The sequence below is a fragment of the Pseudomonas sp. NyZ480 genome, from assembly GCF_029537255.1.
Taxonomy (GTDB): Bacteria; Pseudomonadota; Gammaproteobacteria; order Pseudomonadales; family Pseudomonadaceae; genus Aquipseudomonas; species Aquipseudomonas taiwanensis.
On the sequence record NZ_CP120626.1, the window covers coordinates 4300797 to 4322840 of the forward strand.

The window sequence follows — 22044 nt, forward strand, 5'->3', positions numbered from 1 at the left end:
CGTTGTTTCGGGCCAATAATGCCTGTCGAAGGCGCGCGCGACCGCCCGGTATCTCGCAGGAAAAACAAGCGTAGGCGGCGCTCGATCGCGACAGCATCATAATTCTCCCGCCATGCACTTGGCGCCCCCCACCCTCCCCCTTATCATGCCCACCATGATCAAAGACCCCTTCGAACGACTCGGCCTGGACCGCGAGGTCCTCACCGTCAGCCAGCTCAACGGCCGCGCCCGGGTGCTGCTGGAAGATGTATTCCGCAGTGTCTGGGTGGAAGGCGAAATTTCCAACCTCGCCCGCCCGGCCTCCGGCCACATGTACTTCACCCTCAAGGACAGCGGGGCGCAGGTGCGCTGCGCGCTGTTCCGGCAGAATGCCGCGCGCGTGCGCCAGGCCCTGCGCGATGGCCTGGCGGTACGCGTACGCGGCAAGGTCTCGCTGTTCGAAGGGCGTGGCGACTATCAGCTGATTCTCGACACCGTCGAGCCCGCTGGCGACGGCGCCTTGCGCCTGGCATTCGAGGCCTTGAAGGAAAAGCTCGGCGCCGAAGGCCTGTTCAGCGCCGAACGCAAGAAGCCGCTGCCGGCCCATCCGCAACGCATCGGCATCATCACCTCGCCCACCGGCGCGGTGATCCGCGACATCATCAGTGTGTTCCGCCGCCGCGCACCACAGGTCGAGCTGAACCTGATCCCCACTGCGGTGCAAGGACGTGAAGCCATCGGCCAGATCGTCCGGGCCCTGCGACTGGCCGATAGCCGTGGCTTCGATGCATTGATCCTGGCCCGTGGCGGCGGCTCGCTGGAGGACCTCTGGTGCTTCAACGAAGAAGCCGTGGCCCGCGCGGTGGCCGCCTGTGCCACGCCAATCGTCAGTGCGGTAGGCCATGAAACCGATGTATCGATCAGTGATTTCGTCGCCGACGTGCGGGCTCCGACACCTTCGGCGGCCGCTGAACTGCTGGCCCCGGACAACAGTGGCCTGCAACAGCGCCTGGACGGTTTGCAGCGGCGCTTGCTGCTGCGCATGCAAAACCGCCTGACCCATGACCGTCTGCGCCTGGAGTCCCTGACCCGTCGCCTGCGCCACCCTGGCGAACGCCTGCGCCAGCAAGCCCAGCGCCTGGACGACCTGGACATGCGCCTGCGCCGAGCGTTCATGCTAGACCTGAACCAGCGCCGCGAACGCCTGGCACGCCTGGACACCCGCCTGGCCGCGCAGCATCCGGGCCGCGCCCTGAAACTGCTGGGCCAGCGCCTGGACAGCCTCGCCGAACGCCTGCCAAGGGCCATGCGCGAAGTGCTCAAGGACCGCCGTCAGCGCTTCCAGGCGCAACTGCAGACGTTGCAGGTGGTCAGCCCACTGGCGACCCTGGCCCGCGGTTACAGCATCCTGCTCGACGAACGCGGCAAGGCCATCCGCAGTGCCGATCAGACCTACAACGGCCAGCGCCTGACCGCCCGCCTCAACGAGGGCGAACTGCAGGTGCGGGTCGAAGACAACCACCTGACCCCGGTCACCCTCCCCCTACTGGACTGACTCATGCCTCGCCTGATCGCGCCCCTGCTCGCCCTTTCCCTGCTGCTGCTTGCCGGCGGCGCCCAGGCCAGCTACATCACCCGCACCTTGAACAAGCCGGTGCCCGGTGGCGTCGCAGTCATCGACCTGGGCCCCTCGGCAACCGCACCCAGCGCACGTTTCGATGGCAAACCGGTGCTGGTGGTCAAGGAACAGGACAACTGGCTGGCCATCGTCGGCATTCCGCTGACCCAGAAGCCGGGCACCGCCGTCCTCAACCAGGGCGGTCGCAACCTGCGCTTCACCGTCGGCAGCAAGAAGTACCCCGAGCAGCACATCACCCTGAAGAACAAGCGCCAGGTCAACCCCAACCCCGCCGACCTGAAACGCATCGACCGCGAACTGGCCGAACAGATCAACGCCTACCGCAGCTTCAGCCCGGCCCTGCCGAGCAACCTGATCCTCGACAAGCCGGTCAACGGCCCGCTGTCGAGCAAGTTCGGCGTGCGTCGTTTCTTCAATGGCGAAGAACGCAACCCGCACGCAGGCCTGGACTTCGCGGTACCTGCCGGCACGCCGATCAAGACGCCCGCCAACGGCAAGGTGATTCTGGTGGGCGACTACTTCTTCAACGGCCGCACCGTTTTCGTCGACCACGGCCAAGGCTTCATTAGCATGTTCTGCCACCTGTCGAAGATCGACGTACAACCAGGCCAGACGCTGCGCAGAGGTGATGTGATCGGGCGAGTAGGTTCGACCGGGCGGGCTACCGGGCCACATATGCACTGGAATGTCAGCCTGAACGATGCCCGGGTGGATCCGGCGATTTTCATCGGTGCGTTCCAGCCCTGATATCGACGGCGCTTTTTTCGCGGGTAATCCCGCTCCCACGGGGGTATCACACCTGTAGGAGCGGGTTTACCCGCGAACGGGGCCGCCTAATTGAACCCCTCTTCACCTTGTTGCGCCATTGAAAAATACCGCGCAAGAAATCCAAATACACAGACAAATATCAGCGATAAAATCTCGTCACTGCGCTTTTTTTAAGCATTCCTCTCAATTTTTTCTGAACACTTGCCATCCCCCACCCCACTGGTTAGGGTTGAAGGCATGAAAACCTTCAGCACCCTCATTCTGCTCCGACAACATCGCAGCCTCTGCCTGGTCAGCGCCCGACTACCAGGTTGAATCGCGTCGCCTCGCCTCTTCATCTCGTTATCGCTCGGCAGGCCCGATCTCGGCCGCACACAAAAGGATTGCTTCCATGACCATGCTCAAAGACCCTTCGAAGAAATACCGCGCCTTCCCGACTATCGACCTGCCCGACCGTACCTGGCCGTCGAAAACCATCACCCAGGCGCCGATCTGGTGCAGCTCCGACCTGCGTGATGGCAACCAGTCGCTGATCGAGCCGATGGACTCGGAGAAGAAACTGCGCTTCTGGAAGACCCTGGTGCAGGTTGGCGTGAAAGAAATCGAGGCATCGTTCCCGTCCGCTTCGCAAACCGATTTCGACTTCGTGCGCATGCTGATCGAAGAAGGCCACATTCCCGACGACACCACCATCCAGGTGTTGACCCAGGCCCGCGAAGACCTGATCGCCCGCACCTTCGAGTCGCTGCGCGGCGCGAAAAAGGCCATCGTCCACCTGTACAACGCCACCAGCCCGTCGTTCCGCCGCATTGTCTTCAACCAGGACAAGCAAGGCGTGAAGGACATCGCGGTGAACGCAGCCAAGCTGTTCGTCAAATATGCCGCCCAGCAGCCGGAAACCCAGTGGACCTTCCAATACTCGCCTGAAACGTTCAGCGCGACCGAGCTGGAGTTCGCCAAGGAAGTCTGCGACGCAGTCATCGACGTGTGGAACCCGACCCCTGAGCACAAGATCATCCTCAACCTGCCGGCCACCGTGGAAGTTGCCACGCCGAACATCTACGCCGACCAGATCGAGTGGTTCTGCCGCAACATCAACCGCCGTGACAGCGTGATCATCAGCTTGCACTGCCATAATGACCGCGGCACCGGCATCGCCGCCACCGAGCTGGGCCTGATGGCCGGTGCCGACCGCGCCGAAGGCTGCCTGTTCGGCAACGGCGAGCGTACCGGCAACGTCGACCTGGTGACCCTGGCGTTGAACCTCTACACCCAGGGCATCGACCCTGGGCTGGACTTCTCCGACATCGACGGCGTGCGCAAGGTGGTCGAAGAGTGCAACCAGCTGCCGGTACACCCACGCCACCCGTACGTTGGCGACCTGGTCCACACCGCATTCTCCGGCTCGCATCAGGACGCCATCCGCAAGGGCTTCGCCAAGCAGAAGGAAGGCGAGCTGTGGGAAGTGCCGTACCTGCCGATCGACCCGGCCGACATCGGCCGCAGCTACGAGGCGGTGATCCGCGTCAACAGCCAGTCGGGCAAAGGTGGCATCACCTACCTGCTCGAGCAGGAATACGGCATCAGCCTGCCACGCCGCATGCAGATCGAATTCAGCCAGGTGGTTCAAGGAGAAACCGACCGTCTGGGCCTGGAGATGACCGCCCAGCAGATCTACAGCCTGCTGCACAAGGAATACCTCCAGGCCAACAGCCCTTATGCGCTGGTCAGCCATCGTCTGCAGGAAGAGAACGGCCACAGCGCCGTGGAAGTGGAAGTCGCCGGTGAAGGCGAGACCACCCTGCACTGGCGCGGCAAGGGCAATGGCGCCCTGGAAGCCCTGGTAGCCGGCCTGCCGGTTGCAGTGGAAATCATGGACTACAACGAGCACGCCATCGGCGCGGGCACCAACGCCAAGGCGGCGGCCTACATCGAGCTGCGCGTGGCCGGTGGCCGTCCGGTGCACGGCGTGGGTATCGATGAGAACATCACCACCGCCAGCTTCAAGGCCCTGTTCAGCGCGCTGAACCGCTCGCTGAGCCAGCAGGAAGCCAAGGCCGCCTGAGCCTTACCCTGATGGACAAGAAAGCCCGCATCATTGGATGCGGGTTTTTTTTGCGTTCGCCACAGCATTTTTAGCGTCGATGCAATCGAGCGCCGCCCGCGCGGCGCATCGCGAGCTGCGCTCGCTCCTACGTTTGTCTCGGGCCAGTAACGCCTGTGAAAGGCGCTCGCGATGTGCCGCGCGGGCGGCGCTGGATCTCACAGGCGCCACCCAACCCACGCCAGGCAAAAAAAAGGGGCGCCGACCAAGCGCCCCATAAGCCGTAAAGCACACAACAAATTCAGTTGGCATCCAACAGCGCAATCGCCTCGGCACTGCATGCCTCGATCCGCGCCCAGTCGCCATTCTTGATCCAGCTGCTGTCGAGCATCCACGTACCGCCCACGCACATCACGTTGGGCAGGGCCATGTAGTTACGCACGTTGGCCGGGTTCACGCCGCCAGTCGGGCAGAAACGAATATCGCCGAACGGGCCAGCAAAGGCCTTGATTGCCGCCACGCCACCGCTGATTTCCGCCGGGAACAGCTTGAAGCGGCGGTAACCCAGGGCATAGCCCATCATGATTTCAGACGGTGTGCTGATACCTGGCAGCAGCGGGATCTCACTGTCCACGCCCGCTTCGAGAATGTCCTGGGTGATGCCAGGGGTAACGACGAACTGCGCACCTGCAGCTTCGACGGCAGCGAACATGCTGCGATCGAGCACGGTACCGGCGCCGACGCACAACTCCGGGCGCTGCTCACGCAGCACTTGGATGGCCTTCAGACCGTGCTGCGAGCGCAGGGTCACTTCCAGGGTACGGATGCCGCCAGCGGCCAGAGCGTCGGCCAGAGGCAGGATGTCTTCCTCACGGGCGATGGTGATCACCGGCAGGATGCGCGCCGCTTTGCAGATGGCATCGATCCGTGCAGCTTTCTCGGCCATCGAGAGCTTGGGCTGTGGGCGTTCGAGGGTGGTCATGACAGTGGATCCTTGGCTCATGGGCACCAGTAGATGTCCAGGGGGTCGTGAAGAAAAGCGCGAATCGGCATTTCGGAAAGGTCGTTGCCCGCCAGGGCGGCGCGCAGGGTAGCGAGTTTGCCCTCGCCTTGCACGGACAGCGCGATGAATGCGGCGCTGGCGAGCAGTGAACGGGTCATGGTCAGGCGTTGGCGCGGCACGCTCGGCGCCAGCATCGGCAGGATGCGGCGCGGGCTTGAAAGGTTCAGGCCTTCGCGCAACAACGGGCTACCTGGGAACAGCGAAGCGGTATGGCCATCATCGCCCATGCCCAGCACCAGCACGTCGATGGGTGGCAGTTCGGCCATCAGCTGGTCAGCCAGCTCGGACGCAGCTTCGAGGTTGACCGCACTCTGGTACAGGCCGACAAAACGCGCCTTGGCCGCAGGCCCCTTGAGCAGGTGCCGGGCCAACAGGCCCGCATTGCTGTCGGCATGTTCCACCGGCACCCAACGCTCATCGGCCAGGCTCACCGTCACCTTCGACCAATCCAGCGATTGCACCGCCAGTTGCTCGAGGAAGGGTACCGGGCTGCGCCCCCCCGACAGCACCACGCAGGCGTGGCCCTTGACGGCGATGGCAGCGCGCAAGCGGTCGGCGACATCCTCGGCCAGGGTGGTCGCCAGGGCCTTGGCGTCGGCTAATTGATGGGCCTTGATCGCCGCCGGCAGATTCAGTTCAGATATCGCCATACCATGCCCTCCCATCGCGGGTAATCAATGCAATCGAGCTCATCGGCCCCCAGGACCCCGCCGCGTATGGTTTGGGCGCGTCCCCGGCGTTGCGCCAGCCTGCGATCAGCTGGTCACACCACTTCCAGGCGTACTCGATCTCGTCCTTGCGCACGAACAGGTTCTGGTTGCCGCGCATCACTTCGAGCAACAAGCGCTCATAGGCATCCGGGATTCGTGTACTGCGCCAGGTGTCGGAAAAATTCAGCTGCAGAGGGCCACTGCGCAGTTGCATGCCCTTGTCCAGGCCCTGCTCCTTGGTCATTACCCGCAGGGAAATGCCTTCATCCGGTTGCAGGCGAATGATCAGCTTGTTACCGATCTGCAAACGCTGTTCCGGAGCGAAGATGTAATGCGGCGTCTCCTTGAAGTGGATGACGATCTGCGAGAGCTTCTGCGGCATGCGCTTGCCGGTACGCAGGTAGAACGGCACGCCCGACCAGCGCCAGTTGCGGATGTCGGCACGCAGAGCGACGAAGGTCTCGGTATCGCTCTGGGCGTTGGCGTTATCCTCTTCAAGGTACCCTGGCACCGGTTTACCGTCGCTGTAGCCGGCAATGTACTGGCCACGCACCACGGCAGTGCTCAGACGCTCGCCGGTGATCGGTGCCAGTGCCTTGAGCACCTTGACCTTCTCATCGCGGATGCTGTCGGCAGACAGGTCGCTGGGCGGGTCCATGGCGATCAGGCACAGCAGCTGCAGCAGGTGGTTCTGGATCATGTCACGCAGCTGGCCGGCCTTGTCGAAGTAACCCCAACGGCCTTCGATGCCAACCTTCTCGGCCACGGTGATTTCCACGTGGGAGATGGAATTCTGGTTCCACTGGGTTTCGAACAGGCTGTTGGCAAAACGCAGGGCAATCAGGTTCTGCACCGTCTCTTTGCCCAGGTAATGGTCGATGCGGTAGACCCGGCTTTCGGGGAAGAACCTGGCCACGGCGTCATTGACCCGGCGCGACGACTCCAGGTCATGGCCGATGGGCTTTTCCAGCACCACGCGGGTACGTGCGGCGAGCCCAACCTTGTCGAGGTTCTCGCAGATCGCCCCGTAAACCGCCGCCGCGGTGGCGAAATAGGCGATCAACGGCAGCTCGTCCGGCAGTTGCTCGGCCAGGGCCTGGTAGCCCTCAGGCTGCAGGAAGTCCAGGTGCTGATAGCTCAGGCGCCCAAGGAAACGCCCAAGCGCGGCCGGCTCGATGTCGGCCTCCGTCACGTGCCGACGCAGATGGGCTTCGATGGTACCCAGATGCTCCTGCGCACTCCCAGGCTCACGGGCCAGCGCCAGCAAGCGGGTATCCGGGTGCAGCAGGTTGGCACGGTCTAGTTGGTAAAGCGCAGGAAACAGCTTGCGCAATGCCAGGTCGCCCAGGGCGCCAAACAAGGCAAATGTGCAAGGTTCGACACTGATCGCAGCCATGATGTTGGTTCTTTCCTAAAGTTGGTCTAGGAATACCGCTTTCACATACGGTTTTCAAGGGATAATGTAGTAAAAAACACAACATTATCGGTAAGCGTAACAGACAAGTGGTGCGCCAACCGCACCGACAGTACGATAGACGACCGTGCAAAAAGCCTGCTGCCCAGGCAGCCGGCTGTCTTCCCGACCCAAGGACATACCATGGACCGCGTGCGAAACCTCCTGGAGCAGATCCAGGGACGCCTCGACGAGCTGAACAAGGCCGAACGCAAAGTCGCCGAAGTCATCCTGCTCAACCCGCAACAAGCCACCCGCTTCAGCATTGCCGCGCTGGCCCAAGCGGCCAAGGTCAGCGAGCCGACCGTCAACCGCTTCTGCCGCTCGTTCGGCGTCAGCGGCTACCCCGAGCTCAAGCTGCAACTGGCGCAGAGCCTGGCCAGTGGCGCAGCCTATGTCAGCCGCGCCGTGGAGGCCGACGACGATCCGGCGGCCTACACGCAGAAGATCTTCGGCAGCGCCATCGCCTCCCTGGACAGCGCCTGCCAGCAGCTCGACCCGCAGCAGGTCAGCCGCGCCGTGGACATGATGATCCAGGCCCGGCAGATCCACTTCTTCGGCCTCGGCGCCTCAGCCCCGGTGGCGCTTGATGCGCAACACAAGTTCTTCCGCTTCAACCTCGCCGTGTCGGCCCATGCCGACGTGCTGATGCAACGCATGCTGGCCTCGGTTGCCCACACCGGCGACCTGTTCGTGATCATTTCCTACACCGGGCGCACCCGCGAACTGGTCGAGGTGGCACGCCTGGCGCGGGAAAACGGCGCTTCGGTGCTGGGCCTGACCGCCGCAGGCTCCCCGCTGGCCAACGCCTGCAGCCTGAGCCTGCACATCCCGCTGCCCGAGGACACCGACATCTACATGCCGATGACCTCGCGGATCATCCAGCTGACAGTGCTCGACGTCCTGGCCACCGGCATGACCCTGCGCCGTGGCGTGGACTTCCAGCCGCACCTGCGCAAGATCAAGGAAAGCCTGAACGCCAGCCGCTACCCCATCGAGGACGACGAACTCAGCTGAGCCGGTGCGCCTGCAGACGCAGGTGGGCGCGTTGCCCCGGCGCCAGGCTCAGGCCCTCGCCGCTGCCGCTGGCAGCCTCGACACAGACGAACCCCTGGCATTCTCGCCCGCTCACACCCATTAGCGGCCGGTTGCCGGGGTGCCAGACCACCGTGTCGTCGCTGTCGCCAGTGTCGATGCACAATTCACGCTGCCAGGCCGGGTCCTGCAACTGCACACGAGGGGTACCCGGAAACACCTTCTGGCAACCGCCCTTGAGCTTGAGCGCGCCGTCTTCGCGGCAAACCTGACGGTTCAGGCGGTCGTAGCCCTCGATGTCTTCAAGCCCAGACAGCGCTATCTCGGACACGTCGCTAATACGCCAGTAAGCCAGCAGCGCATGACTCAGCTGGCAGGGTTCGCTGTCCTGATGCTCGGTGCTCAGGCTCAGTTCCATGCGACTGCCCAGCTTGGCATGCAAGTCGACCTGCCAGTCGCACAGGTCAAGACGCCACTTGAGCGTAACCCCCTCTTCGTCCTCTCGGCTGTCTACCAGCTTCCAGTCGAGCAGGCGCGCCCAACCATGGGCAGGCCACAGGTCCTCACTGGGGTGACGGCCGTACCAAGGCCAACACACCGGCACACCACCGCGGATGGCCCCCACTTGCGGCCACTGTTCGGCACACCACAGCCATGGCCGCTCGCCAGCCGGCTGGAAATGCAACAGCTGCGCCCCCTGGCGACTGAACACCGCCTGGCAGCGGGGGTGATCGATGATCAGCACATCGCGCTGCTGGTAACGCTCCCACTCGAAGGTCGGCCTGGGCCGTTGCGAGGAAAAGAAGCGATGTAGCGGATGTTCAGGCATGGTTCCAAGCTCTTGTTGTTTGAGATAGCGCTGTCTTTCCGTATCCCCAACATCCACTGCAAGCCAGTGGATGCCGGGTAACGGGATTGGATTGGCGTAAATTTACAACAAGTACCCTCAGAATGACGACTGAATCTTCAAGCCAGCGACCAGCGCGTTGTCCACCTCGTCGACACCGCCCGGGCTCTTGATGTACTGAAGGTTGGGGCGCACCGTCAGCCAATTGGTCACATGGAAACCGTAGTAGAGCTCGGCGTTGTATTCGGTGCGCTGCAGCGGCACGAAGCCGGGGTTGTCGTAATCACTGATACCGCTCTGGGCATTGAGCAGCTCGGCGCGTTTTTTCACATCATCGTTGACATGGATACGGGCGACGCCGAAGCCGATGTCATCCTTGGGCCGGGCATCGAAGGCGCCTTTGTAGACCATCCCGACCTGCTGGTAGTTGTCGACCACGTTGGTGGCCTTGTCGTGAACCGTGAAGTTGGCGAACAGGCTCAGACCACGGTTGACATCGCCACCATGGGCGGTGACCTGCTGCTGCGCCACCACCCACCAACCGTGCTTGCTGGAATGCGACTTGAAGGCCTCGCCGGTCAGCGCCTGCGGGTTGCCGTTGACGTCGTCGTACACGTCGTCCGCCTTGGCCGTGCTGTAGTAGTAACCCAGGCGGTACTCGCCCGGCAGCCCATTGACCTGGGGCGACCAGACCATCTCTACCGGCAGGATCGCGCCCTTGGTACCACTGCCGCTGAGTTTGAAGCCATTGCCGGTTTCCAGGTTGGAAGGGTTCTGCTCGAAGGCCCCCACCTGCACGAAGAATTCCGGAGTGATGTTGTACTTGACCCGCAGCGCCCACTGGCTGACTGGCCAGTTGTACCAGATGCCGCCCACCCAGTTGCCCACCTGCGAGCCACAGAACGCCAGGTTCTGGAAGTCGCACGGGAAGCTGTTGAAGTCCTCCCCCTCGCCAAAGCGGCCGAATTTCACATCCAGGGCACCGTCGAAGTACTTCTGCTTGATCCACATCTGGGTCAGCCGCCAGGTCTGGCCGCGCCCCCAGACTTCCTGCACCGAACTGAACTGTCCGGCACGCGGGTCGCTGATCCGGTCGTTGGACAGGTTACGACCGCTACGCTCGGTGATCGCCAGCTTGAACTCGGTGTCGTTCCAGCCAAAGATCTTTTCCAGGTCCAGGTGCGCACCGAGGGCGAACTGGTCGCTGTAACGGGCCGTCTTGTCGTCGTTGTAGCCTCCGTTGAGGTTGCCAGCCACCTCACCGACGTAATCGAGGGTGAAGTCGTAACCCTTTTCCAGCAGTTCGGTACGCGTGCCACCCCAGTCGCCGGTCATCCACTTCGACTCGCTGGAAAATGCCTCGGCAGCTTGCGCCCCGCCGCTGCCGAGCATGGCCAATGGCGCCAGCAAGGCCAGCGAGCCTAATGTCTTGATGCGATTGCGCTGTTCCATCCTTTTGCGTCCTCTTTGTTCTTATTTGATGGTGTAGACGTTTCAACGTCCCTTGAAGCGGGCCACGTTGTCCTTTACTGCAGCGCTGCTGGCGGCAGGGTCCAGGCGCTCGCCGGTGGCGGCGTCGAACAGCAGCACCCTGGCCGGGTCGAACTGCAGGTTGAGGTTGTCACCGACCCGGCACGCCACATCCGGCGCCAGTCGGCAGCAGACCTTGGTCTGGTTGAGGGTGACGAACACCAGCAGGTCCGGCCCGGTGGGCTCGGTAACTTCGACCTCGGCGCGAATCCCTGGCAAGCCATTGCCCTCGCCGGCTCCCAGCGAGATCTGCTCCGGGCGGATACCAAGGATGATCTCGCGCCCATCGAGCATATCGCTGGCCGCCCCCAGCGGCAGCTCGCACCGTGCCTGGCCACTGTCGAGCAAGGCCAGCAGGCGGCCCTCCTGCTTCGTCAGACGCACAGGGATGAAATTCATTGGCGGCGAACCGATGAAACTGGCCACGAACTGGTTGGCGGGGTCGTTATAGATCTGCTGTGGCGTGCCGAACTGTTGAATGATGCCGTCCTTCATCACCGCTACCTTGTCGCCCAGGGTCATGGCCTCGATCTGGTCGTGGGTCACGTACACCGTGGTGGTGCGCAGGCGTTGGTGCATGAGTTTCATCTCGGTGCGCATCTCTACCCGCAGCTTGGCATCGAGGTTCGATAACGGCTCGTCGAACAGGTAGATCTTCGGCCGCCGCGCCAGGGCCCGGCCCATGGCTACCCGCTGCTGCTGACCGCCGGACAGCTGGGCCGGCTTGCGGGCGAGCAAGTGCTCGATCTGCAGCAACTTGGACACCCGCGCCACCTCCTCATCGATGGCGGCCTGCGGCATCTTGCGAATCTTCAGGCCGAACTCGATGTTCTCGCGCACGCTCATGGTCGGATACAGGGCATAGGACTGGAACACCATGGCGATATCGCGATCCTTCGGACTCATGCCGCTGACATCCTGGTCGTCGATCAGGATCGCGCCCCCGGTGATCTGCTCAAGACCCGCGATGCAGTTCATCAAGGTCGATTTGCCACAGCCCGAAGGGCCCACCAGGATCAGGAACTCACCGTCCTTGATCGACAGCTGAATGTCCTTGAGGGTGTCCGGCAAACCGCTGCCGTAGGTCTTGTTGACGTTGCGAAGTTCAAGCGTTGCCATGACTTACCCCTTGACGGCGCCGGCGGTCAGCCCGCGGACGAAATACTTGCCTGCCACCACATAGACCAGCAGGGTTGGCAGGCCGGCGATCATCGCCGCCGCCATGTCGACGTTGTATTCCTTGGCCCCGGTGCTGGTGTTGACCAGGTTGTTCAGGGCCACGGTGATCGGTTGCGAATCGCCACTGGAGAACACCACCCCGAACAGGAAGTCGTTCCAGATCTGAGTGAACTGCCAGATCAGGCAGACCATGATGATCGGCGTCGACATCGGCAGGATGATGCGGCGGAAGATGGTGAAGAACCCCGCGCCATCAAGACGCGCCGCCTTGACCAGCGCATCCGGGACGCTTACGTAGAAGTTGCGGAAGAACAACGTGGTGAAGGCCAGGCCATACACCACGTGCACCAGCACCAAGCCACTGGTGGTACTGGCCAGGCCGAGCTTGCCGAGGGTGAACGAAGCTGGCAGCAAGACGGTCTGGAACGGCAGGAAGCAGCCGAACAGCAACAACCCGAAGAACAGCTGCGAACCACGGAAGCGCCACATCGACAGCACGTAACCGTTCAGCGCACCGATGGCCGTGGAGATCACCACGGCCGGGACGGTGATCAGGATCGAGTTCCAGAAGTAACCGCTTACCGTGCTCCAGGCCTTGACCCAGCCGATGCCGGTGAACACCGCCGGCCAGCTCAACAGGTTGCCGCTGCCGATGTCTTCCGGGGTCTTGAAACTGGTCAGCACCATCACCACCAGTGGTACCAGGTACAGCAGCACGGCCATCAGCAGCACTGCATGGATGGCGAGACGACCAAGGCTCATCGCCGGTTTGTCCAAAGGGCTATGCATGGCGCTTGCTCCTGAGCTCGGAGTACAGGTACGGCACCAGGATCGCGAGAATCGCCCCGAGCATCAGGATGGCGCTGGCCGACCCCATGCCCATCTGACCGCGACTGAAGGTGAAGGAATACATGAACATGGCCGGCAAGTCGGAGGAGTAACCCGGCCCGCCCGCAGTCATCGCCGCCACCAGGTCAAAGCTCTTGATGGCGATGTGCGAGAGGATCATCAACGCGCTGAAGAACACCGGGCGCAGGCTTGGCAGCACCACGGTCCAGTAGATGCGCGGCAGACTGGCCCCGTCGATCTGGGCGGCACGGATGATCGACTGGTCGACACCCCGAAGCCCGGCAAGAAACATCGCCATGATGAACCCCGAAGCCTGCCAGACAGCGGCGATGACCAGGCAGTACACCACCCGATCGGGGTCGATCAGCCAATCCAGGCGAAAACCCTCCCATCCCCAGTCACGCAGCAGCTTGTCCAACCCCATGCCAGGGTTGAGCAACCACTTCCAGGCGGTGCCGGTGACGATCATCGACAGCGCCATCGGGTACAGGTAGATGGTGCGGATGAAGCCCTCGCGACGGATGCGCTGATCGAGCAGCACCGCCAGCAGGACGCCAATGGCCAGGGTGATGGCGATGAACAGCCCGCCGAACACCAGCAGGTTCTTGCTGGCTACCCACCAGCGGTCGTTGTCGAACAGACGGGCGTATTGCGCCAGGCCTGCCCATTTGTACGTCGGCAGGAAGGTGGACGTGGTGAACGAGAGGACGAAGGTCCACAGGATATAGCCATAGAAGCCCACCAGGACGATGAACATGCTCGGCGCCAGCACCAGTTTCGGTAGCCAGCGCTGTAGAGCGTCCAGGGGCGAGGCCCGCAGTCGGGCGGTTGTCGTAGTCATGATTGAAACCCCGATTCAGGAATGGGACGTCCTGGTGTAGGAGTGACCTGTGGAAGCGGGCCTATCTGCGAACAAAGGCCAAGCCCTTGACCTGCAATCGCGGTGTACGCTTCGCGGGTGAGCCCGCTCCCACAGGGACCGTGCCGGATCTACGGCTGTGACATCGGCTACTGGGCAGCCTGGATCGCCGCTGCCAGCTTCTTCGCCGCATCGGCCGGGTCGGCCTTGGGGTCGTTGATGTAGTTGGTCACCACATCGAAGAACGCGCCCTGCACGGCCAGGGTCGTGGCCATGTTGTGCGCCATGCTCGGTTGCAGACCGCCGTTGCCAGCATCGGCAAGGAAGTCCTTGGCAGAGGCCTGGGCGCAGGCATCGAAGCCGTACTGCCCCATCTGCGCGAGCATGTCGTTGCGTACCGGAATCGACCCCTTGTTGGTGCTGAAGAGTTTCTGGAAGTCCTTGCCGAGCACGATCCGGGCAATATCCTGCTGGCCTGCTGCGGTGCCCTCATCCTTCTGCTTGAACACCACCAACGAGTCGATGTTGTACAGGAAGGCCTTTTCGGTACCGGGGAATGGCACGCACTGGTAGTCCTTGCCGGCGGTTTTCTTCGCCAGGGTCCACTCGCTCTTGGCCCAGTCGCCCATGATCTGCATGCCTGCCTTGCCGTTGATGACCTTGGCCGCTTCGAGGTTCCAGTCCTGGCCCTTGCCGTCAGGGTCCATGTAGGTGGCGAGTTTCTTCAGCTCGGTCAGGGTCTTGACCATTCCAGGCCCGGTCAGGGCGTCCTTGTCGAGTTCGACCAGTGCCTTCTTGTAGCCGTCGACGCCCATGACCGAGAGCGCCACGCTCTCGAACACGGTGCTGTCCTGCCAGGGTTGGCCGCCATGGGCGAGCGCAATGAAGCCAGCAGCCTTGAGCTTGTCGGCAGCGGCGTAGAATTCCTCGAGCGTTGCCGGTGCCTTGTCGATGCCGGCTTTCTTGAACACCTCAGGGTTGATCCACAGCCAGTTGGTGCGGTGAATATTCACCGGCACCGCCACGTAGTCACCGTCGTACTTCACGGTGGCAGCGACTTTCTTGTCGAGCAGGGTGTCCCATTTTTCCTGCTCGGCGACAGGCTTGAGCACATCGGCGTCGAGCAGACCGGTGGCGGCCCAATCCTGGATGTCGGGGCCCTTGATCTGGGCCACGGCGGGCGGGTTGCCGGCCACTGCGCGACTCTTGAGCACGGTCATGGCCGTGGCACCACCACCGCCTGCGACGGCGCCATCCTTCCAGGTGAAGCCATCTTTCTCGACCTGGGCCTTGAGCACATCGGCTGCGGCTTTTTCTCCACCCGACGTCCACCAGTGCACCACCTCGACATTGCCTTTGGAATCGGCAGCAAGGGCGCTTAATGGGAGGAGCGAAGCGAGGGAGATCGCGGCAGCGAGGCGGAGCGTGGAATACATGAGAGCACCTTTTCTTGTTGTTATGCCGGGCAAGACTGTCGCTTGCATGGCATGAGTCTAATCAGCGCACGGACCACGCCAGGTAACGAAGCGATGTGCGAATGTCATCGTTTGGTTACATTCACTGTCCACTGCGCGCACAACCGCCTAGGAGCACCCGTGGAGGGCCGCCACCGACCGCCCAGTCAATCGGCCCCACGCGGCAGGTACAACGTCACCCTCAACCCACCCTCGCGCAGGTTGAGCAGACTCACCTCTCCCCCATGGCTATGGGCGATGTTGCGCGCAATCCCCAGGCCCAATCCGTACCCTTGCTGCTGCCCGGCCAAGCGGAAGTGGGGCTCGAACACCTGCTCCAGGCGCTGCTCCGGCACCCCGGGGCCCTGGTCATCCACTTGCAGGACAAACCCCTCGGCACTGTCGAGGATGCGCAAATGCGCCCGCTCGCCGTACTTGATGGCATTGTCGATCAGGTTGCCGATACACCGGCGCAAGGCAAGCGGCTTGCCCGGATACGCCGCCAGGGCGCGCCCCTCGAGCGTGATCCTGCCATCGCCCAGGTATGGCTCGGCAAGGATTTCCAACACCTGGTTGAGGTCGATCGGCTCGATGTTCTCGTGAATGTCGGTGTCCTTCACGCATTGCAACGCACCCTTGACCAGCAACTCCAGCTCATCCAGGTCCTGGCTGAACTTGGCTTGCAGGCGCTCGTCCTCCAACAGTTCGACCCGCAGACGCAAGCGAGTGATGGGCGTTCGCAGGTCATGGGAAATGGCGCTGAACAGCTGGGAGCGCTCCGTGAGGTAGCGGCTGATGCGCTCGCGCATGTTGTTGAAGGCGCGGCCCACTTCGGCCACCTCGCTGCCACCACCTTCGACCACGGGCGCCACATCGGCCCCCAGCGACATCTCCCGCGCCGCCCGGGCCAGACGCTTGAGCGGCCAGCTCTGCCAGTGCACCAACAGACCGATGAACAGCAACAGCAATGCAGTGGTCAGCACGATGAAACCGATCTGCTGGCGTGGCAGGCGCTCGGCCTCCAGGCTGGTATAGGGCTCGGGCAGCAGCGACGCGATGTACAGCCACTCGCCCTCGCCCAGACGGATCTGCGTCACCAGCACAGGCGGGTTGAGCGGTTCCAGGGTCAGCGAATAGTGCGCCCAGGAGCGCGGCAGCTCGTCGAGCTTCAGGCCGCTATTGAAGATACGCAGGTCATCGGGGCTGACGAACTCGACGGAGATCTCCATCTGCGGCCCGAGCCGTTCGTGCAGCACTTGCTGAAACACCTCGATCACTGCCTGCTTACGCGGCGTGATGGGCAGCACCGGCATCTCCAGTGGCTTGTCGTTGAGCGAGACGAAGAAGCGCGTGCCACCCATGCTGCGCAACTGGTCCAGGACCATCGGCCGGAAAGCCACCGGCAACGAGCGGAAATAGCTGACACTGGCACTCATGGAATGGGCAAGGCTGGCGGCGCTGGCACGCAGCCCCTGCAACTGGCTGGCCCGCAACTGAGCCACCCAGATCACGCTCGACAGGCCCTGGGCGACCAGCACCACCAACAGGGTCAGCAGCAGCATGCGCCCCAGCAACGAGCGAGGCAGCAGGCGCCAGCGCCGCTCAGGACGTGCAGTGGACATTGGCGGCCAGCAGGTAACCACTGCCGCGCACAGTACGGATCAACCGCGGCGGCTTGTCGGTATCACGCAAGCGTTGACGCAGGCGGCTCACGCCCATGTCGACGATGCGATCCAGGGGCATCGGCTCGCGGCCACGGGTGGCGTTGCCAATGGTGTCGCGGTCGAGAATCTGCTGGGGGTGATCGAGAAACAGCTTGAGCAAGGCGAAGTCGGCGCCGGACAGGGTCACTTCCTCGCCATCGCGGTGGAACAGGCGGTGACTGACCGTGTCCAGACGCCAGTCGTCGAAGGCCAGCACCACCCCGTTGGGCGTGGCCTGGCCAAACTCGGCACGACGCAATAGCGCCTTGACGCGCGCCTGAAGTTCACGGGGGCTGAACGGCTTGCCCAGGTAATCGTCGGCCCCCAGTTCCAGGCCGATCACCCGGTCGGCTTCGTCGGAGCTGGCGGTGAGCATGATGATCGGCACCCGCGATTGACGAGGGTGCTGGCGAATCCAGCGGCACAGGCTGAAACCGTCTTCGTCGGGCAGCATGACATCCAGGATCACCAGGTCGCAGGGGGTGTTTTCCAGTGCCCGGCGAAATCCCTGACCATCGGCTTCGGCATGCACCTGGAAACCGGCACGGCTCAAGTAGGTTTGCAACAGTTCACGGATCTCCTGGTCATCGTCGACCATGAGGATCGATTTTCCGGCAGTGCTCAAGGTATCCCGCCCTCTCGTTGTCGCAGGTCTTGGTCGCCTGCTGCATGGGCCGCTTCGCGCCCCAATCGCCGGCAAGCCGGCTCCTCTCTGCCAATCGGGGGCGCAACAGCGCCCCTTTTCTGGAAACTCAGTGATCCAGCGCCTGCCCTAACGCCACCCCGGCGCCCAGCAAGCCGGAAAACTCAGCCGTCACCAACCACACCGGGACGCCAGCGAAGTAACCGCTCATGCAGCCCTTGTCAGCGAAGCTCGTGGCAAAACCGCTGCTCAGGAACAACTCGGCAAAACGCGGAATCACACCGCCGACAATATAGACTCCGCCCCGCGCGCCCAAGGTAAGAACATTGTTACCGGCCACCCGTCCGAGGAACCGGCAGAACTGCTCGATCACCTCCAGCGCCCGTGGCTCACCGGCCAGCGCGGCGTCGGTGACCTCGGCAGGGGTCTTGTGTCGCGGGGCTTGGCCATCCAGCGCGCAAATGGCTTGATACAAGCGCACCAGCCCCCCCCCACTGAGCACGGTCTCGGCGCTCACATGGCCAATCTGGCTGTGGATCTGCTGATGGATAGCCGCTTCACGGGCATTGCCCACCGGCAGGTCAACATGCCCGCCCTCGCCCGGCAAAGCCAGCCAACGCTGATCCTCCAGGCGCAACAAGCTACCGACTCCCAGACCCGTTCCCGGGCCGATGACCAGCGCGGGTCGCGAGAGGTCTGGCGTCCCTGGACAAACCTCGCGGAACTCGCCTTCACGCAGGCGGGTCATCCCCAGGGCCATGGCGGAAAAGTCATTGAGCAGCAGCAACCGTTCGACCTGCAACGTCTGGCAGAAGGCGCTACGGCTCAGGCGCCAGTGGTTGTTGGTGAAGCGAAACTCGTCGCCACTCACAGGCCCTGCCACTGCCAGGCACACGGCCTCAAGGCCGCCGCGGGCGATACCCTGCTCGGCCAGGTAAGCCTCGATGGCCTGTTCGGGGCTGGTGTAGTCCGCTGTCGCCAGTACCTTCACGGCCTTGAGCTGGTTGTCGCGCCACAGGGCAAAACGTGCATTGGTGCCACCGATGTCGCCGACCAGCAATGCCTTCATTTGAGGTTCTCCAGAGCCGAGGTAAAGGCGCTTGCCCCCTTCTCGGCCGGGCTGAACGCCATACGCATGAAGCCGAACAGCTCGCGCCCGCAGCCCAGGTCGTTGCCCTGGGGCGCTGGCGGCAGATCGCGGCTGGCCAGTTCCTCATTGGAAACCATCACCCGCAGCGTGCCTTCGACACCATCGACGCGCACGATATCACCATCGCGCACCCGTGCCAGCGGGCCACCGTCAAAGGCTTCGGGACAAACGTGGATCGCTGCCGGGATCTTGCCCGAAGCACCGGACATGCGCCCGTCGGTCACCAGTGCCACCTTGTAGCCGCGGTCTTGCAGCACCCCGAGGAACGGCGTCAGCTTGTGCAGCTCTGGCATGCCATTGCAACGTGGCCCCTGGAAGCGCACCACGGCAACGAAATCGCGCTCCAGCTCGCCGGCCTTGAAGGCATCGGCCAGGGATTGCTGGTCGTGGAACACCCGGGCCGGAGCCTCGACGACCTGATGTTCAGCCGCCACGGCAGACACCTTCATCACACCACGGCCGAGGTTGCCCTCCATCACCCGCAGGCCACCTTCGGCCGAAAACGGCCGCGCCACCGGACGCAGGATGCTTTCGTCCAGGCTTTGAGTCGGGCCTTCGCGCCATACCAACTTGCCATCCTCCAGGAACGGCTCCTGCGTATAACGGCGCAGGCCGTGGCCAGCCACGGTGTTGACGTCCTCGTGCAGCAGCCCGGCATCGAGCAGCTCGCGGATCAGGAACGACATGCCGCCCGCCGCCTGGAAGTGGTTGATGTCAGCCTTGCCGTTCGGATAGACGTGAGACAAGGTCGGCACCACCTCGGACAGGTCGGCCATGTCCTGCCACGTCAGCTGAATGCCCGCCGCCTGGGCAATGGCAGGAATGTGCAGGGTGTGATTGGTGGAGCCACCGGTGGCATGCAAGGCGACGATGGAATTGACCAGCGCTTTCTCATCGACGATTTCGCCCAAGGGCATGAAGTTGCCGCTGGCCTTGGTCATCCGGGTGACCTGCTGGGCGGCCTCGGCAGTCAGCGCCTCGCGCAGTGGGGTGTAAGGGTTTACGAACGAGGCTCCCGGCAGGTGCAGGCCCATCACTTCCATGACCAGCTGGTTGGTGTTGGCGGTGCCGTAGAAGGTGCAGGTCCCGGGGCTGTGGTAGGACTTCATTTCCGATTCCAGCAGCTGCTCGCGGGTGGCCTTGCCCTCGGCGTAACGCTGGCGCACATCGGCCTTCTCCTTGTTGGAGATACCCGAGGGCATGGGGCCACCTGGCACGAAGATGGTCGGCAGATGCCCGAAGCGCAGTGCCCCCATCATCAATCCGGGCACGATCTTGTCGCAGATACCCAGCATCAATGCGGCGTCGAACATGTTGTGCGACAGGGCGACCGCTGTGGACATGGCGATCACTTCGCGGCTGGCAATGGCCAACTCCATGCCCGGCTCACCCTGGGTCACGCCATCGCACATGGCAGGTACGCCACCTGCGAACTGGCCGACCGAGCCGACCTCACGAAGGGCTCGCTTGATCTGGTCGGGGAAGTGCAGATAGGGCTGATGCGCCGAGAGCATGTCGTTGTAGGCCGAGACGATGGCGACGTTGGCCGCGTTCATCATTCGCAGGCTTTGCTTGTCCTGAGCGCCGCAACCGGCCACACCGTGGGCGAAGTTAGCGCACTGCAGGCTGGCACGCATGGGTCCGTCGGTCGCCGCCCCTCGAATCAGCTGCAAGTAGCGTTCACGGGTGGCACGGCTGCGCTCGACCAGCCGTTGGGTAACCTCAAGGATGCGCGGATGCATGTACTGGACTCCAGACTAACGGTAAGGGCGGTTTACCGGGGCATTTCCCCTTCAAACGATTGCCACCTAGGCTCATGGAAACAGGGCCTGACGCATCGACAAAGGGGCTTTCCCAACCACTCGTTGTATATTTAAACAAAATACTGCCATCAAAAAGGCTTGTTTTCTATCTACCAGTGAATAATCTTGTAATTCCAACAACAAAACCGTTTCAGTGAAGCTCCTTTTTGCCACAAGCTTCACTCGGACTGCCAGAGGTAATGCCATGACCCTTCGTATCGCGATCAATGGATTCGGCCGCATCGGGCGCAATGTCCTGCGCGCACTGTATACCCAAGGCTACCGCCAGGACTTGCAGGTCGTCGCCATCAACGACCTGGGTGACAGCGCGATGAACGCCCATCTGCTCAAATACGACAGCGTGCATGGCACCTTCGACGCCATCGTCGAGGCAGACCATGAGAGCATCACGGTCAACGGCGACCGCATCGCCGTCAGTGCCATCCGCAACCCGGCCGAACTGCCCTGGAAAGCCGAAGCGATCGACGTGGTATTCGAATGCACCGGCCTGTTCACCGAACGGGCCAAGGCGGCTGCCCACCTGGCCGCGGGAGCCGGCAAGGTGATTGTCTCGGCACCGGCCAAGGGCGCCGATGCCACCGTGGTCTATGGCGTCAACCACGACATCCTGCGCGCCTCGCACCAGATCATCTCCAATGCCTCGTGCACCACCAACTGCCTGGCGCCGATCGCCCAGGTGCTGCACCGTGAGTTCGGCATCGAGCAAGGGCTGATGACCACCATCCACGCCTACACCAATGACCAGGTGCTGACCGATGTGTACCACAGCGACCCGTACCGGGCACGCTCGGCCACCCAGTCGATGATTCCGAGCAAGACCGGCGCGGCCGAAGCGGTCGGCCTGGTACTCCCGGAACTGGCCGGCAAGCTCACCGGCATGGCCGTGCGAGTGCCGGTGATCAACGTGTCGCTGGTCGACCTCACCGTCAACCTCAAGCGCGAGGTCAGCAGCGACGAGGTCAACCAACTGTTCCTGGAGGCGAGCCGGCATTCCAAGGTGCTGGGCTACAACGCCCTGCCGCTGGTGTCGTGCGACTTCAACCATAACCCGCTGTCGTCGATCTTCGACGCCAACCACACCCGCGCCAACGGACGCATGCTCAAGGTACTGGCCTGGTACGACAACGAGTGGGGGTTCTCCAACCGCATGCTGGATAACTGCCTGGCTTTGTGCAGCGCGCGCTGATCCCTCGGCCGTGTCGCCGGCAAGCCTGCTCCCAGTGGGAGCAGGCAGGCTTGTCTCGCGAGAGGCCTCTACAGCAACTCATTTAACTGCACTGCCGACAATCTTTACCTTTTACTAACACTTTCGGGCT

The 22044-nt window shown here is 62.9% G+C and carries 19 protein-coding genes; 5 read left to right on the forward strand and 14 right to left on the reverse strand.

Annotated elements, in window-relative coordinates:
• Positions 1-154: 154 nt before the first annotated feature.
• The 3 genes from xseA to leuA all read left to right on the forward strand — a co-directional run bounded on the left by xseA (position 155) and on the right by leuA (position 4451).
• Positions 155-1534, forward strand: a complete 1380-nt coding sequence (xseA, locus tag P3R38_RS19760; RefSeq protein WP_104882340.1) for an exodeoxyribonuclease VII large subunit — start codon at positions 155-157, stop codon at positions 1532-1534.
• Between the two features lie 3 nt (positions 1535-1537).
• Positions 1538-2365, forward strand: coding sequence for a M23 family metallopeptidase (locus P3R38_RS19765; protein WP_027906566.1), 828 nt, complete (start codon positions 1538-1540; stop codon positions 2363-2365).
• 412 nt (positions 2366-2777) lie between these two features.
• Positions 2778-4451, forward strand: a complete 1674-nt coding sequence (leuA, locus tag P3R38_RS19770; protein WP_023382084.1) for a 2-isopropylmalate synthase — start codon at positions 2778-2780, stop codon at positions 4449-4451.
• Between the two features lie 280 nt (positions 4452-4731).
• Here leuA and P3R38_RS19775 read toward each other — a convergent pair whose 3' ends face one another.
• The 3 genes from P3R38_RS19775 to zwf are packed head-to-tail and all read right to left on the reverse strand — an operon-like array spanning position 4732 to position 7599.
• Complete coding sequence (locus P3R38_RS19775) at positions 4732-5412, reverse strand: bifunctional 4-hydroxy-2-oxoglutarate aldolase/2-dehydro-3-deoxy-phosphogluconate aldolase (RefSeq protein WP_023382085.1); 681 nt, start codon at positions 5410-5412, stop codon at positions 4732-4734.
• A 17-nt stretch (positions 5413-5429) separates the two neighbouring features.
• A complete protein-coding gene (gene pgl, locus P3R38_RS19780) occupies positions 5430-6143 on the reverse strand; it encodes a 6-phosphogluconolactonase (protein ID WP_023382086.1) in 714 nt (237 codons plus the stop codon).
• Positions 6130-7599, reverse strand: a complete 1470-nt coding sequence (gene zwf, locus P3R38_RS19785) for a glucose-6-phosphate dehydrogenase (RefSeq protein ID WP_027906570.1) — start codon at positions 7597-7599, stop codon at positions 6130-6132. The genes pgl and zwf overlap by 14 nt, the downstream gene beginning before the upstream one ends.
• Positions 7600-7809: 210 nt before the next feature.
• On the opposite strand from zwf, the gene hexR reads away from it, so the two are divergent.
• Positions 7810-8673, forward strand: a complete 864-nt coding sequence (gene hexR / locus P3R38_RS19790) for a DNA-binding transcriptional regulator HexR (protein ID WP_177325267.1) — start codon at positions 7810-7812, stop codon at positions 8671-8673.
• Here hexR and P3R38_RS19795 read toward each other — a convergent pair.
• The 11 genes from P3R38_RS19795 to P3R38_RS19845 all read right to left on the reverse strand — a co-directional run bounded on the left by P3R38_RS19795 (position 8666) and on the right by P3R38_RS19845 (position 20914).
• Positions 8666-9520, reverse strand: coding sequence for a D-hexose-6-phosphate mutarotase (locus P3R38_RS19795; protein WP_104881323.1), 855 nt, complete (start codon positions 9518-9520; stop codon positions 8666-8668). The genes hexR and P3R38_RS19795 overlap by 8 nt on opposite strands.
• 117 nt (positions 9521-9637) lie before the next feature.
• Positions 9638-10930, reverse strand: coding sequence for a carbohydrate porin (locus P3R38_RS19800; RefSeq protein WP_238346420.1), 1293 nt, complete (start codon positions 10928-10930; stop codon positions 9638-9640).
• A gap of 102 nt (positions 10931-11032) precedes the next feature.
• A complete protein-coding gene (gene ugpC, locus P3R38_RS19805) occupies positions 11033-12187 on the reverse strand; it encodes a sn-glycerol-3-phosphate ABC transporter ATP-binding protein UgpC (protein ID WP_277686526.1) in 1155 nt (384 codons plus the stop codon).
• A 3-nt stretch (positions 12188-12190) separates the two neighbouring features.
• Positions 12191-13036, reverse strand: coding sequence for a carbohydrate ABC transporter permease (locus tag P3R38_RS19810; protein WP_023382093.1), 846 nt, complete (start codon positions 13034-13036; stop codon positions 12191-12193).
• On the reverse strand, positions 13029-13937 hold the full coding sequence (locus tag P3R38_RS19815; RefSeq protein ID WP_023382094.1) for a sugar ABC transporter permease: 909 nt from the start codon (positions 13935-13937) through the stop codon (positions 13029-13031). The genes P3R38_RS19810 and P3R38_RS19815 overlap by 8 nt, the downstream gene beginning before the upstream one ends.
• 167 nt (positions 13938-14104) lie before the next feature.
• The gene (locus P3R38_RS19820) at positions 14105-15391 is read right to left on the reverse strand and encodes an ABC transporter substrate-binding protein (RefSeq protein ID WP_023382095.1); all 1287 of its coding nucleotides are present in this window, start codon (positions 15389-15391) and stop codon (positions 14105-14107) included.
• 185 nt (positions 15392-15576) lie between these two features.
• Positions 15577-17031: an ATP-binding protein gene (locus P3R38_RS19825; protein ID WP_023382096.1), complete on the reverse strand. Its 1455-nt coding sequence runs from the start codon at positions 17029-17031 to the stop codon at positions 15577-15579.
• Positions 17012-17737 carry a response regulator transcription factor gene (locus tag P3R38_RS19830; protein ID WP_023382097.1) on the reverse strand — a complete coding sequence of 242 codons (726 nt, stop codon included), beginning with the start codon at positions 17735-17737 and terminating at the stop codon, positions 17012-17014. Before P3R38_RS19830 ends, P3R38_RS19825 begins: the two co-directional genes overlap by 20 nt.
• A gap of 127 nt (positions 17738-17864) precedes the next feature.
• The gene (locus tag P3R38_RS19835; protein ID WP_023382098.1) at positions 17865-18824 is read right to left on the reverse strand and encodes a glucokinase; all 960 of its coding nucleotides are present in this window, start codon (positions 18822-18824) and stop codon (positions 17865-17867) included.
• Positions 18821-20647 carry a phosphogluconate dehydratase gene (gene edd / locus P3R38_RS19840; RefSeq protein WP_023382099.1) on the reverse strand — a complete coding sequence of 609 codons (1827 nt, stop codon included), beginning with the start codon at positions 20645-20647 and terminating at the stop codon, positions 18821-18823. The genes P3R38_RS19835 and edd overlap by 4 nt, the downstream gene beginning before the upstream one ends.
• A 72-nt stretch (positions 20648-20719) precedes the next feature.
• Positions 20720-20914 (reverse strand): hypothetical protein, encoded by a 195-nt coding sequence (locus tag P3R38_RS19845; protein WP_277686527.1) that lies wholly within the window; start codon positions 20912-20914, stop codon positions 20720-20722.
• Between P3R38_RS19845 and gap the strand changes: the two genes are divergently transcribed.
• A complete protein-coding gene (gap, locus tag P3R38_RS19850) occupies positions 20913-21914 on the forward strand; it encodes a type I glyceraldehyde-3-phosphate dehydrogenase (protein ID WP_023382100.1) in 1002 nt (333 codons plus the stop codon). The two genes, P3R38_RS19845 and gap, sit on opposite strands and share 2 nt — an antisense overlap.
• The last annotated feature ends 130 nt before the right edge of the window (positions 21915-22044 follow it).

Bases quoted from the DNA above. Each gene is read 5' to 3' on its own strand.
- xseA (WP_104882340.1), top strand. From the start codon at position 155: ATGATCAAAGACCCCTTCGAACGACTCGGCCTGGACCGCGAGGTCCTC.
- P3R38_RS19765 (WP_027906566.1), top strand. From the start codon at position 1,538: ATGCCTCGCCTGATCGCGCCCCTGCTCGCCCTTTCCCTGCTGCTGCTT.
- leuA (WP_023382084.1), top strand. From the start codon at position 2,778: ATGACCATGCTCAAAGACCCTTCGAAGAAATACCGCGCCTTCCCGACT.
- P3R38_RS19775 (WP_023382085.1), bottom strand. From the start codon at position 5,412: ATGACCACCCTCGAACGCCCACAGCCCAAGCTCTCGATGGCCGAGAAA.
- pgl (WP_023382086.1), bottom strand. From the start codon at position 6,143: ATGGCGATATCTGAACTGAATCTGCCGGCGGCGATCAAGGCCCATCAA.
- zwf (WP_027906570.1), bottom strand. From the start codon at position 7,599: ATGGCTGCGATCAGTGTCGAACCTTGCACATTTGCCTTGTTTGGCGCC.
- P3R38_RS19795 (WP_104881323.1), bottom strand. From the start codon at position 9,520: ATGCCTGAACATCCGCTACATCGCTTCTTTTCCTCGCAACGGCCCAGG.
- P3R38_RS19800 (WP_238346420.1), bottom strand. From the start codon at position 10,930: ATGCTCGGCAGCGGCGGGGCGCAAGCTGCCGAGGCATTTTCCAGCGAG.
- ugpC (WP_277686526.1), bottom strand. From the start codon at position 12,187: ATGGCAACGCTTGAACTTCGCAACGTCAACAAGACCTACGGCAGCGGT.
- P3R38_RS19810 (WP_023382093.1), bottom strand. From the start codon at position 13,036: ATGCATAGCCCTTTGGACAAACCGGCGATGAGCCTTGGTCGTCTCGCC.
- P3R38_RS19815 (WP_023382094.1), bottom strand. From the start codon at position 13,937: ATGACTACGACAACCGCCCGACTGCGGGCCTCGCCCCTGGACGCTCTA.
- P3R38_RS19820 (WP_023382095.1), bottom strand. From the start codon at position 15,391: ATGTATTCCACGCTCCGCCTCGCTGCCGCGATCTCCCTCGCTTCGCTC.
- P3R38_RS19825 (WP_023382096.1), bottom strand. From the start codon at position 17,031: ATGTCCACTGCACGTCCTGAGCGGCGCTGGCGCCTGCTGCCTCGCTCG.
- P3R38_RS19835 (WP_023382098.1), bottom strand. From the start codon at position 18,824: ATGAAGGCATTGCTGGTCGGCGACATCGGTGGCACCAATGCACGTTTT.
- edd (WP_023382099.1), bottom strand. From the start codon at position 20,647: ATGCATCCGCGCATCCTTGAGGTTACCCAACGGCTGGTCGAGCGCAGC.
- gap (WP_023382100.1), top strand. From the start codon at position 20,913: ATGACCCTTCGTATCGCGATCAATGGATTCGGCCGCATCGGGCGCAAT.
- P3R38_RS19845 (WP_277686527.1), bottom strand. From the start codon at position 20,914: ATGGCATTACCTCTGGCAGTCCGAGTGAAGCTTGTGGCAAAAAGGAGC.